Below are 12,612 nucleotides of genomic sequence, written 5' to 3' on the forward strand. Positions count from 1 at the left end.
TCCGGGATTGCCTATGTCCGGGTCTATTTCCGCGCTGTGTTCAGCGCGGATTTTTTTGTTCAGACCCTAATTGGACTTTGCTTTCCCATACGTTCAGGGCGGAGAATGACGTTTGTTCATTCTCCGCCCTTTTTGTGTTTTCCATGAGGAATATTTTTGACTATATAAATTGAACTAAAGATTATTCACACATGCACTCCGATGACAGAATAACCTTCCAATCGCTGTTATCCCCAGATTTTCTTGATTCCCTTTTAGAAAGGATAAAATCTGATGATAAAGGCGAACGCTCCGCTTCTCCAGGTCTTTTCTGTCCTCTTCGTTTCCGTGTAAATGAATAGCTCAATTTATATAAGCACAACAAAAACATTTTACATGAAGGAGAGATTTAGTAATGAACATTAATACCAACCCTGATAACCATAACATGACGGCAAATATCAAGAGTTCAAACGAACAAACTCTGACCAGTCTTGGCTTCCATCATATTCAGAAAAACATTGCAGACTGCGCCCTTTCCTATCTGGGCAAGCGATACGCCCGGGAACTTAAACCAATGACTGATGCACATCTGATTCAGATGCGCCTGGACGAAACCGCAGAAGCAACAGCTCTTGTCCGTTTCGGAGCGAGTGTGCCTATTCCTTCGCTGGAAGGAATGGAGACCATCATCGACCTGCTCGGTACCGGGTATCTGTTCAGTGAACGTGACTTTAGCCATCTTGCTCAGTTTCTCCGCAGCTGCGCACAACTAATGAAGTATATGGATAGCAAATCTGGCGTTGCTCCCATCGTTAGTCGTTATGCATCCTCCATGATCCTTATGGAATCCTTGCGAAGCGAGATCGAACGCTGTATCCACAGTGGTCGCATTCAGGATCAAGCGAGCAAGGAACTTGTTCGCATTCGAAAAAAAATGAGTGTGAACGAGGAACGCATGAAACGCAAGCTGGATTCTCTGGTTAGCAAACACCGTTCGATAATGCAGGAGCAAGTCGTGAGTCAGCGAAATGGGAGAACTGTACTGCCCATCAAAAAAGAATTCCGCAAACATGTCAAAGGCAGTGTACTTGACGAATCAGGGAGCGGCCAAACCGTCTATATCGAACCTGCCGAGCTGACAGGTCTACAGATGGAACTTATTTCATTACAGGCAGAGGAATCCAGAGAAGAGATGAAAATTCTTGGCGACCTAACTGATCTAACCGAGTCTTACAGCCGAGAGATTGCCTTAAATACGGAAACCGTTGGTGTCTTGGACTTCCTATTTGCCAAAGCAAAATATGCAGCAGCTATAGACGGGCGATCCGTACGCGTTAACAGCAACGGTAGAGTTAACCTGCAACGAGCGAGACACCCGCTGATGGGGCCGTCAATGATCCCGCTTGATTTTTCCATCGGATACACTTACTCGTCCCTCATCATTACAGGTCCGAACACAGGCGGCAAAACCGTCGCACTCAAGACACTGGGGCTATTAACGCTGATGATGCAATCCGGACTGCTTGTTCCTGTGCATGAGGGAGGTGAGATGGCTGTGTATGAACAGATCGCAGTGGATATCGGCGATGGTCAGAGTCTTGAACAGGCACTCAGCACATTCTCGGCACATATTCGGAATATGATTACCATCCTGGATCAGGCAAATCCTTCCACGCTTGTGCTTATTGACGAAATGGCGTCAGGCACAGATCCTGGTGAAGGTGTGGGACTCTCCATAGCCATGCTGGAGGAATTGCATCGCTGCGGAGCAACCGTTGTGGCTACAACACATTTCGGGGAAATTAAACATTTTGCCTCAGCCACATCTGGATTTGAAAATGCACGTATGGAGTTTGATACCGTCTCTCTCCAGCCTTTATATCAACTTCGAATCGGGGAAGCTGGTGAAAGTTATGCATATTCCATCGCGCTGAAGCTGGGTATGCCCAAACATATCATCGATCGATCCAAGTCTGTTGTGAGTGAAGCTCTCACGAAGAACAAGTTGCAAGATGTTGCAGAAGAACCGCAATCACAAACAGATAGTGAACATCGCGACGCTACCTTGTCTGTCTCTATGGAACACACTGAATCTATAGAACAAGATGTGCGTAAGGCCGTCCCAAATGAGACTAACTCTTCAAACGATAAGGCTTCCGTCTCCGATCCGGCACCAGAACCAGTACGTGCTTTTCGTAAAGGAGACCGCGTCTACGTCGCCTATCTGGATCAGGCAGGCATAGTAAGTGAAGAAGAGGACAACCGCGGACAGATCGGAGTCATGATTCGAGGACGCAAACTAAAAATTCATAAGAAACGTCTGCGTCTGCACATCTCTGCTGATGAGTTGTATCCAGGCAATTATGATCTCGACATTGTGTTGGAAAGCAAAGAAAACCGCAAAAAACGCAAACTTATGGGGCGCAAACATGTAGAGGGATTACAAATTGAGCTACCACCGGAAAAATAAAGGCACGCCCATGCATTTAAAAAATCAAACTGTGCATACGTTACCCTCTTACGAGTACTTGCGGTGCAGACGGAGCAAGTCACGATTATAAAAGGTGGGAGCAAAACTAATGTATTTGTTATACTGAAATCAACAAAAGGTCATTGCCCGGATTGTTTAACAATGAAAAGGAGGGAGATAGGCAATGTCTGATCAACAGGACAGCACTCCTAGCCAATCGCTCAATGCTCTGATATGTCCACTTTGTGGAGAAAGCAACGGTTGTGCCTATGCTGAAGGTAAACCACATTCGGAATGTTGGTGCGGCCATGCCTCCTTTCCCGAAGGTGTGTTTGAGCGTATTCCAGCCGAGCAACGCGGCAAGTCATGCATTTGTCAGCAATGTTTGGAGAACTATGTACGTGAGCCCGAGTAACTATTTTGCTATAACCAGCTCAATCAGCTCTTATTCGCTAAAAGCGATATGAAGAGCCAAATGTAACTGGGATCGAAAAATAAAAGAAACCATTCCCTCTCAAATGGAACTGCATCATTAATTTGAAGGAATGGTTTCTTTATATTTGAGTATTAAGTTCGTAATTACAATTTAGTATCTATATTTTCATCTATATTTCTGTATAAACCGATAGAGAATCTTGCTAACGCCCAGCCTTAGTGGTGTCCCCCGCTAGACTTCAATATACTTTGCCAGACTTCGATACTGTTATACTAACCAATTACATGTGACGGTACTGCTTCACTGCCTCCACCAGTACCGGATGGTTCTCATCCATACCAGTACAGTGTGATAGTGCTGCTGCGACGCCTTTTTCGCGAATCATGCTTTGCAGCTCTATCGCTTCAGGATCATCAGACACATCAAACTTGCAGGCCGCCGCCATGCCCATGGCGAGATGTGTCACCGGCATGTTTTCCGCATGCGCCAGAAGCGCCGGGCGCACGAGACGATCATTCGGGGAGAGCTTGCGCAGTGGCGAACGCCCCACACGGGTTACCTCATCGGTCAGATAAGGATTAACAAACCGTCCCAATATTTTCACAATATACTGCTCATGCTCTTCCGGGTTGAAGCCAAAGCGTTTTACCAGCAGCTGACCCGTTTCCTGCAATGCCCCGTATACAATGGATTTTACTTTTTCATCAGCAATGGCCTTCTGAATGGTATCATACCCGTGCACATAACCGATATATGCCGCAACGCAGTGTCCTGTATTTACAGTAAACAATTTGCGCTCAATATACGGTTCCAGATCATCCACATAAACGACACCATCCATTGGTTTGAATGCAGGCGCCATCTGAGAGCGATCCACTACCCACTCATAAAAAGGCTCCACCTGAACATGCAGCAAGTCTTCATGATTCTGGATGGGGACAATCCGGTCTACGGCTGAATTTGGAAAGTAAACATATTCATCAGCAAACGTGCGAGTCTGCTCATCCAGCAAAGCATACACATGCTCTTTCAGCTGTGCGCTTCCACCGATGGCATTTTCACAAGCGATAATATGCAGCGGCTTTTGTACAGAACCTGCACGTCTTCTTTGCTCCAGACCTTCTGCAATTCCTGGTGCAATATGCTTCAGCACGCCTACACCAACTGCGGTTGTAACCAGATCAGCTTCCGCTACGGCCTTAGCAACCGTCTGCAACTCTCGTCCATCAACGGCTGTTACTCCGGTTACGTTCTCTTGATCTTTGCTTTCATTGGCAAGCTCTACGGTGTACTCCCCACGCTCCCGAAGAGCATTCACCAATTCCTGATTTACATCCGAGAACGTCACTTCATATCCGGCACGGGACAGAATCAAGCCAATAAATCCGCGTCCGATGTTACCTGCGCCAAAGTGGAGGGCCTTCATAGCTCCATTTCACTTTCTAGAATGGTGATTACTTCCTCAGCGGTTTTCGCATAACGCAGTGCTTCCATATTTTCTTCTTCGGCACAGATCACCGCAATGCTCGTTAAAATCTCCATATGTTCGCCGCCCTGTGCCGCGATGCCAATGACCATGTAAGCTTTTTCCTCTCCAAAATCAACCCCCTGCGGGAACTGAATCACCGAAATTCCGGTGGAGAGAATGAAAGCTTTGGACTCTTTTGTACCATGCGGAATAGCTAGTCCATTGCCGACATAAGTGGATACGATCTCTTCACGCTCAATCATTTTGTCAATGTAATCCGCAGTGATATGGCCTGCATCTTTCAAAATCTGTCCTGCCATACGAATCGCTTCGTATTTATCTTGAGCCGTCGCATTCATGATGACTTTATCTGTTGTTAACATACTCATGTTATAGACCTCCAATTTCATTTTTACTGCGATAAAATCCAACCAGTTCACGGGACAGGTAATGAATAATCTCATCCCTGTTCCCTTTGCCCAGCAGTGTAATCATCTCTTCTTGCAGCAGCAGTGCACTAATCTCGCTGAGCACCTCCAGGCTTTCCTTGGACAGCTCCTTTGGCCCCAGCATCAGTAATACATGACTGACACCTTCCGGGTCCTCCACGGTTCGAAGCAGAGGTTCCTCTAGTTGAAAAAGATTGATGGACGGCTTGTAAATACTCTCGCTTCGTGTATGGAAAAGAGCCAGCCGCGTCCCGGGAATCTTCTGACTGCCCATCGATTCACGAACCTCAAGTAACTTGGCAACCTCGCCCGGGTCTTTCAATATGCCTGAGCGATGTGCAACCTTACACATCCCAAGCACACTTTGTGCAAAATCATGATGAGTGTTATCCATCGCATGTACCTGGAACATACCGATAATCCGTACAATTTCAAGCAATGTTGCTTCCATTCCGTCCGCATCGGTGATCCTACGAGTAGTTGTCTCATTGCCTGTGTCACGGGATTTGCGGTGCTGCTGCCGCTGTAACGTTGTATTTTTAATAAAATGTCGCAAGCGCTCACTTTCTTCGGCTGTCAATAGCGGACTGACCTTGTAATACTGATCTTCCTCCATCGGTAAATCGACCGTAGACAGCACCAGATCATATTCTTCGGTTGGCATTCGCGCGGCTTCGTACCAGGAGACACTGTCTATAATCTGAATCTCCGGAAACTCCTTGGACAACCGACTGGATAACATGCGCGAGGAGCCGATGCCACTGTTGCATACAACGATGGCTCGAATTTCCTGCTTCAGCGCTCGTAACCGTTCAATGGATGCACCAAAATGCATGACTAGAAAACCGATCTCCTCATCCGGAACTTCCGCCCCGGGCCAAGCCTTTAACACGGACCTTTTCACCTGTTCGAAAAGGGTGTCATAATCCTTGCGAATCTGTTGCAGCAGTGGATTACGTATCATCTGATGCCCTTCAAGTCGCTCCATAACCGGCACCATATGTGCAATTAATCCTTCCCGTAGCAAACGGTCTTCATGAAAGGTATAACCTGTTCTTTGTTGCATCTGGTCCGTAAGTGAATGCACTCTGTCCATCAGAATCAGATCATCGATCGGGAGCAGTCGTGAAGAATGAATCTGCTGCTCTGTCTCCGTAAGCAATTGGTGAAAATAGGCTTGCTCCTCATCCGAGAAGCTGACTTCAAGCTGTGAGGATAGGACGCTACAGAGTCGCGAAGCCATGAAAGCTGGCACTCTCTGTTCATGCTGCACCGCCACGATTTCAGTGCCTTCAGCCGTTTTAGCACCTGACGAAGAACGTTCTATATTAAAACCTTTACGTATCCGAACCACAGCAGCCGATAACTGAATGAGCAATTTCATGTACTGCCGTTCGGGTATCTTTTCAAGCCATTCGATATCCGGCTGCCACAATGCATTTTCAATGGTAAGCACATCGCTGTGACCGATCATGCTGAGCAATTTTTGATTAACGATGGAACCTCCTTGCTCAGGCTGTCTACCAAAGAGATCCGACTCATCTAGCACTTCCAAAGCAAGCGCTGCAATGGCTCTGCGATGAATCGCTTCACTTCCGGTAATTTTGACACCATAGCCTCGCCTTCGAACAAGCTTCAGACCCGCCTGCCGAATACGTGATTCCAGATCGTCCAGATCGGTGGTGGCCGTCGAAACGGTCACTTTCAGATCCGAAGCGAGAGCGAGCAGTTTAACCGGTTCAGCTTCATCCAGCAGGATGCAAAGCATGAAGAGCTTACGCTCTTCAGGCGTAAACTCTACATATTCATTACCCTCCAGTTTCTGGCGTAATGCACTGAGGTCATCTGAACCGGAATCAATACGTATTCCGGTTCCCGACTTTTTTTCCAATCGCATACCAAGCGGTTCAAGCCACTGTTCGATCATCAACAGCTCACGATGCACGGTACGTGTACTCACTTTTACTTCAACCGCAATTTCACCCGCCGTGATTTCATGGGGATGCTCCAACAGGAATTCCACGATTTCACGTTGTCTTTTGGTAATACTCATATCTCAGCCTCCGGCTCTGGGAAAACGGCTGCCCTTATTTGAAGCTGGTTCGCAGTCTGCTCCCTTTTACTTCAAACGTTCAACAAGCGCATCGTATTCCGGGCTTTTTAGGAAGTTGTCAATGGATATATGCTCTGCATTTGGTGCTACTGAACGTGCACGATCCGTTAGTGTTTTTTGCGTAATAACAACGTCTGCATCTTGCGGAATTTCACTAATTGCTGTGTTGGTTACAGCAACGTCAATTCCTTCGGTTTTCATTTTTTTGCGCAGAATCGAAGCACCCATTGCACTCGAACCCATACCTGCATCACAGGAGAAAACAATCTTTTTCACATCTGCTTTTGCCTTGGATGCAACGGAAGTTGCGATATCTGCTACTCTGTTCGCTTCATAGTTATCCGCTGTGATGGCTGCATTTGCTGTATTGCCCTGGCTCTTCATATCTTTCATTCGGCTGGAGGCCGCTTCCAGATCTTCTTCCTTCTGTTTGCCGGTTTTGAGGAGCAGAGAGGCAATCAGGAAGGAAACCACCGCTGCCACGATAACCCCGGCAAGCATTGGAATATATCCACCTTTGGGTGTCAGCAGGAAATAGGCAATGATACTGCCTGGTGATGGTGCCGATACCAGTCCTGCGCCAGTTAGCATGAACGTTAATGTACCCGCTACACCGCCGGCTATGGCTGCCAGAATCAGAATGGGTCTCATTAGAATGTAAGGGAAGTAAATCTCATGAATCCCGCCAAAGAAATGAATGACCACCGCACCAGGTGCAGATGATCTCGCCATTCCACGACCGAAGAAACAGTAAGCGAGCAAAATACCTAGTCCCGGTCCCGGGTTAGACTCAAGCATGTAAAGAACGGATTTACCTAATTCTCTTGCCTGATCTGTTGCAATTGGTGTTAAGATCCCATGGTTAATGGCATTGTTCAGGAACAATACTTTACCCGGTTCAATGATCAGATTGACGAGTGGTAGCAAGCCCAGGTTCATCAAACCCTGTACGCCAGCAGACAACACTTTACTAATGGCCTCTACTGCCGGCCCGATACCGAGCAGAGCAATGATGCTCAAAATACCGCCGATGATTCCTGCCGAGAAATTGTTGACCAGCATCTCAAAACCAGCTCTGATCTTACCCTCAATGGATTTATCGAACTTCTTGATGACCCATGCACCGAAAGGCCCCGCAATCATGGCCCCGAGGAACATTGGTATATCCGTTCCGACAATGGCACCGATGGTCATAATTGCCCCGACGACACCACCACGTGTGCCATGCACCATCGTCCCCCCGGTGTAACCGATCAAGAGCGGCAGTAAATAAGTAATCATTGGACCTACAAGCTGCTCTATTGTCGCATTCGGAAACCATCCTGTTTTAATAAACATCGCTGTAATTAATCCCCAAGCAATAAATGCCCCCATATTAGGCATGACCATACCGCTCAGGAATCGTCCGAAGCGTTGCACACCAACACGTAACCCACCTTTGGAATTGGATGTTTGATCCAAATTACTCATTGGTTTATCCTCCTTGAATCAAGTCATTATTTCGTATGAAAGGGGTATCATTGATCCCCTGCTGTAATCCTAAGCGAGAAACCCTTCCTGTTCAATCAAATGAAAGCGTACTTTCGTCATGAACATTGATGACAACATTGGATTATGTAGTCGATTTTAATTAGGAATATATGCTCAACCCGTTGATACACAAGGATTTTCTTGCCTATGACTTTATTCATATACAACATGCAAAGTAATAAAATAGCTTGGTCCGTTTGCAATTTTTTTATGCATGATGCTATGTCACTCCTATTCAATCCCCTCCAATATGCGTAAAAAAACAGCAAAAAACCTGCGCAAGCTCCATAGCTCACGCAGGTTTAAAGAACAGGATTTTTATATTCAAATGAGATTATATATATGTCAATAAGTACAAATCAACTCGACGATCCAATCGAATTCTATTCCTCAGTATGTTTAAGATAAGCATCCGCATTCAGCAATGTGGATAATGCAGCTTTTACATCTCCATCGACACGGATTTCGATCATCCAGCCTTCTTCATAAGGAGAGCTATTCACCAGTTCTGGCGAGTCCTGCAAAGCTTCATTCACTGCAACAATGGTGCCGCTGACGGGTGAGAACAGATCTGACACCGTTTTGACGGATTCAATCGTACCGATGCTGTCTTCTGCCTTTACACCCGCTTCAAGATCAGGCAATTCTACAAACACAATGTCACCCAGCTGATGCTGTGCGAACTCGGTAATGCCAATACGTACGGTATCCTCCCCTACGGTTTGCACCCATTCGTGCTCTTTACTGTACAGGAAATCATTTCTCAATTCGCTCATCGATATCCGCCTCGCTTTTCATTAATGAGTGCATGCGTTCTTTGACCTTCACCTTTTTCCCAAACAATAGCGTATGATATTTCAGATTCAAATGTCAAGTTAGCTCACAGTTTATTTCAATTTCGACACCTCACCGTGTGTAACCTCACACTACTCTTTCTGCATATAATGGTGAATATTAGAATAGTAAGCGCAATCTTTTAAAATAAACGAACATTAATGAAAATATAACATTAAACATTCGTATTTTACAAAATTTTAATGATATTGTTCTTGACATCACCGTAAGATTCACGTTTTAATGAGAAGAGCAACTGAAGTTAATTGGACTACGTATGAACCGCGGATGAATGTAAAGGGAGAGATTGCCCGTACACCCGGTTTGGGGATGTGCATGAGGCGGCGCCGAAGGAGTAAACCACCGACAAGCGGGGGTGAATCTCTCAGGCAAAAGGACTTTTACAGGACGCAACTCTGGAGAGCATCTAATCGTCCTATACGGATGTTATGATCACCCAAGGGGAAACCTGTCTGCATAAACGGCGGGGTAACTCTCAGGTACAAGGGACAGAGCCTAAGAATACAGCGTGCTACTTGGCATGCCGGTTCTTTGGCCTGTCCTTTTCCTTTTTCCCAAAAAATGAATTGCAGGATTTAGAATCGTCTACCTAGCAACGTGCCTTTATAAACGACTAATCAAATACTTATGACTTTACTTGTTACTTTAATTGTTACATGACGGAATTGAATTGAAACCCGGTTAACAGATTCTCTTTTCTATACTCGGCCCGCTAAAGGCCCATGACGAGGTGATTGGATGTCCGATTTGTTAAGAACACCACTCTTCCCCCTATATGCACAATATGAAGGTGTGCGTTGCATTGATTTTGGCGGTTGGGAGTTGCCCGTGCAGTTTAGCGGTATTCAAAAAGAGCATGGAGCCGTGCGCGAGCGCGCCGGGCTGTTCGATGTATCCCATATGGGCGAATTCACCGTAACGGGTGAACAGGCGGAAGCCTTTTTACAAACCATGACGACCAACGATGTGACCGCAACTGTACCAGGTCAGGCACAATACACGCTGATGTGTTATCCCGATGGTGGTGTAGTAGATGATCTGCTGATCTACAAACTGGCGGAGCAACACTACATGTTGGTCGTCAATGCCTCCAATATCGACAAAGACTGGGCATGGTTGCAAGAGCACATTATACCTGGCGTGAACATGACCAATGATTCCGAGCAAACAGCGTTGCTGGCGCTTCAAGGCCCTTTAGCGGTCGATATTCTCTCGAAGGCTACAGGTTCAGAGGTGGATGCAAGCTCCATCGAACCGTTCCGCTTCGTACAGCATGCCGAGGTATGCGGAGTAAAGCTGCTGCTATCACGAACCGGTTACACCGGAGAAGATGGCTTTGAACTATATGTTGCAGCAGATCAGGCAGCTCTCGTATGGAACGGACTGATGGAAGCCGGTGCTGATGTAGGCCTCGTTCCAGCAGGGCTTGGTGCGCGTGATACGCTGCGATTCGAAGCGAAGTTGCCTTTGTACGGTCAGGAGCTGTCACCCACTATCTCTCCACTGGAGGCTGGGCTTGGCATGTTCGTGAAACTGAACGCCGGGCCTTTTATCGGACACGAAGCTTTATTACAGCAAAAAAATGACGGCCCTGCCCGCAAGCTGATTGGCATCGAAGTGCTGGAGCGCGGCATTCCGCGGCCACATTACCCGATATATGCGGACGGCGTTCAGATTGGTGAAGTGACAACAGGTACACAGTCCCCAACCTTGAAGCGCAATCTAGGCCTCGCCCTAATTGACAGTAAGCATGCTGCAATAGGCACTCCGCTGGAGATCGAGATTCGTGGCAAAAAGCTAAAAGCCGAGGTCGTCAAGACTCCTTTTCATAAACGGACACGTACGTTAAAGACACCTATCCAAGGAGCTGAGCAAGCATGAGCAAGCACCGCTACATCCCCATGACAGAACAAGACCAGAGCGCAATGCTGACCACGATCGGCGTGGATACGCTTGAAGATTTATTCAAAGATATCCCGAAGGAGATTCGTTATCAGGGCGAGCTGCCTGTCTCCTCCAAGCTGGACGAATACGCATTAACACGCCATATGTCTAAACAGGCTGGCTCCAATGCCAACTTTGAGACACATGCCAGTTTCCTTGGCGCAGGCATCTATGACCATCACATCCCTTCTGTCATAAACCATGTCATTTCCCGTTCGGAGTTTTACACCGCCTACACCCCTTATCAGCCTGAGATCAGCCAAGGAGAATTACAAGCCATCTTTGAATTTCAGTCGTATATTTGCGAGTTGACAGGTATGGCGGTAGCCAATGCGAGTATGTATGACGGTGCAACAGCTTTTGCAGAAGCAGGCAATCTTGCCGCCGCTGCTACCCGTCGCAAACAGCTTATTGTATCTCGCACCGTCCACCCGGAAGCCCGCCAAGTACTGCAGACGTATGCACACGGCTTAAGTCTTGAGATTGTAGAGATTGGTTATAAAGATGGGGTTACCGATTGGGATGCGCTGCAAGCGGCCATTTCGGACGATACTGCGGCGGTTATGATTCAAAGCCCGAACTTCTTCGGTGCCGTGGAAAATGTAAAGCATGCCGCCGACCTTGTGCACACGCACAAAGGACTGCTCGTGGTGAGTGCCAACCCGCTGTCGCTGGGTTTGCTGGAAGCCCCAGGCAAGCTGGGAGCCGACATCGTTGTAGGCGATGCACAGCCCCTCGGAATCGCCGCTTCGCTCGGCGGACCCACTTGCGGATACTTCGCAGTATCTCAGGCTCACATGCGCCGAATTCCTGGTCGAATCGTCGGCCAGACGACCGATCGCAACGGCAAACGTGGCTTCGTGCTGACGCTGCAAGCCCGCGAGCAACACATTCGCCGCGAAAAAGCGACGTCCAACATCTGTTCAAATCAGGCATTATTAGCACTTAGTGCTTCCGTCTATATGTCTACCCTGGGAAGACAAGGCATGATTGATGTTGCTGATCTGAATTTGCAGAAGAGTCACTATGCACGAAATATGTTAACAGCTATTCCCGGAGTGAGCCTCACTTTTACCGCCCCTACGTTTAACGAGTTCGTCATCCACCTCCCTGAAGGAACCGATGTGGATGCTCTTCAGCTGAAGCTGCTGGATGCAGGCTTCATCGGCGGTTACGAACTCGGACGTGATTATTCGGAACTTGCTGGACATATGCTCATTGCTGTTACTGAGCGACGCAGCAAAGAAGAGATCGATGAATTCGCACGTGTATTGGAGGGATCGCTGTGACTCAGGAAATGACTACAAAAGCAAACATTGCGGGTACTTCACCGGAAACATCTAACCTACATCAGTCAGTCAATCA

General features: G+C 47.3%; 9 protein-coding genes and 2 riboswitches. Of the genes, 4 read left to right on the forward strand and 5 right to left on the reverse strand.

Annotated elements, in window-relative coordinates; genetic code table 11:
- The first annotated feature begins 394 nt into the window (after positions 1-394).
- Positions 395-2,452, forward strand: a complete 2,058-nt coding sequence (locus AB4Z30_RS06870; RefSeq protein WP_441924619.1) for an endonuclease MutS2 — start codon at positions 395-397, stop codon at positions 2,450-2,452.
- Between the two features lie 184 nt (positions 2,453-2,636).
- Positions 2,637-2,867, forward strand: coding sequence for a cysteine-rich CWC family protein (locus AB4Z30_RS06875; protein WP_441924621.1), 231 nt, complete (start codon positions 2,637-2,639; stop codon positions 2,865-2,867).
- 301 nt (positions 2,868-3,168) lie between these two features.
- Here AB4Z30_RS06875 and AB4Z30_RS06880 read toward each other — a convergent pair whose 3' ends face one another.
- From AB4Z30_RS06880 to gcvH, 5 genes are all read right to left on the reverse strand, one after another.
- Entirely contained in the window at positions 3,169-4,314 is a 1,146-nt protein-coding gene (locus AB4Z30_RS06880; RefSeq protein WP_441924623.1) for a mannitol-1-phosphate 5-dehydrogenase, read from the reverse strand.
- Positions 4,311-4,745 (reverse strand): PTS sugar transporter subunit IIA, encoded by a 435-nt coding sequence (locus tag AB4Z30_RS06885; protein WP_441924625.1) that lies wholly within the window; start codon positions 4,743-4,745, stop codon positions 4,311-4,313. Before AB4Z30_RS06885 ends, AB4Z30_RS06880 begins: the two co-directional genes overlap by 4 nt.
- Before the next feature lies 1 nt (position 4,746).
- Positions 4,747-6,858, reverse strand: a complete 2,112-nt coding sequence (locus AB4Z30_RS06890) for a BglG family transcription antiterminator (protein WP_441924627.1) — start codon at positions 6,856-6,858, stop codon at positions 4,747-4,749.
- A gap of 66 nt (positions 6,859-6,924) precedes the next feature.
- Positions 6,925-8,388: a PTS mannitol transporter subunit IICB gene (locus tag AB4Z30_RS06895; protein ID WP_441924629.1), complete on the reverse strand. Its 1,464-nt coding sequence runs from the start codon at positions 8,386-8,388 to the stop codon at positions 6,925-6,927.
- 443 nt (positions 8,389-8,831) lie between these two features.
- Positions 8,832-9,224: a glycine cleavage system protein GcvH gene (gene gcvH / locus AB4Z30_RS06900; RefSeq protein ID WP_441924631.1), complete on the reverse strand. Its 393-nt coding sequence runs from the start codon at positions 9,222-9,224 to the stop codon at positions 8,832-8,834.
- A 346-nt stretch (positions 9,225-9,570) separates the two neighbouring features.
- Positions 9,571-9,693, forward strand: a riboswitch (glycine riboswitch).
- 3 nt (positions 9,694-9,696) lie between these two features.
- Positions 9,697-9,797: riboswitch (glycine riboswitch) on the forward strand.
- Positions 9,798-10,041: 244 nt separating this feature from the next.
- Between gcvH and gcvT the strand changes: the two genes are divergently transcribed.
- Together gcvT and gcvPA are read left to right on the forward strand one after the other, a co-directional pair.
- The gene (gene gcvT, locus AB4Z30_RS06905; RefSeq protein WP_441924633.1) at positions 10,042-11,184 is read left to right on the forward strand and encodes a glycine cleavage system aminomethyltransferase GcvT; all 1,143 of its coding nucleotides are present in this window, start codon (positions 10,042-10,044) and stop codon (positions 11,182-11,184) included.
- Entirely contained in the window at positions 11,181-12,536 is a 1,356-nt protein-coding gene (gene gcvPA / locus AB4Z30_RS06910) for an aminomethyl-transferring glycine dehydrogenase subunit GcvPA (protein ID WP_441924635.1), read from the forward strand. The genes gcvT and gcvPA overlap by 4 nt, the downstream gene beginning before the upstream one ends.
- Positions 12,537-12,612 lie beyond the last annotated feature (76 nt).

The sequence above is a fragment of the Paenibacillus sp. 2TAF8 genome (assembly GCF_052114825.1).
In the GTDB taxonomy this organism is placed as follows: Bacteria; Bacillota; Bacilli; order Paenibacillales; family Paenibacillaceae; genus Paenibacillus.

Coding starts and splice junctions, on each gene's coding strand:
- AB4Z30_RS06895 (WP_441924629.1), bottom strand. CDS start 8,388: ATGAGTAATTTGGATCAAACATCCAATTCCAAAGGTGGGTTACGTGTT.
- AB4Z30_RS06875 (WP_441924621.1), top strand. CDS start 2,637: ATGTCTGATCAACAGGACAGCACTCCTAGCCAATCGCTCAATGCTCTG.
- gcvPA (WP_441924635.1), top strand. CDS start 11,181: ATGAGCAAGCACCGCTACATCCCCATGACAGAACAAGACCAGAGCGCA.
- gcvT (WP_441924633.1), top strand. CDS start 10,042: ATGTCCGATTTGTTAAGAACACCACTCTTCCCCCTATATGCACAATAT.
- AB4Z30_RS06890 (WP_441924627.1), bottom strand. CDS start 6,858: ATGAGTATTACCAAAAGACAACGTGAAATCGTGGAATTCCTGTTGGAG.
- AB4Z30_RS06885 (WP_441924625.1), bottom strand. CDS start 4,745: ATGAGTATGTTAACAACAGATAAAGTCATCATGAATGCGACGGCTCAA.
- gcvH (WP_441924631.1), bottom strand. CDS start 9,224: ATGAGCGAATTGAGAAATGATTTCCTGTACAGTAAAGAGCACGAATGG.
- AB4Z30_RS06880 (WP_441924623.1), bottom strand. CDS start 4,314: ATGAAGGCCCTCCACTTTGGCGCAGGTAACATCGGACGCGGATTTATT.
- AB4Z30_RS06870 (WP_441924619.1), top strand. CDS start 395: ATGAACATTAATACCAACCCTGATAACCATAACATGACGGCAAATATC.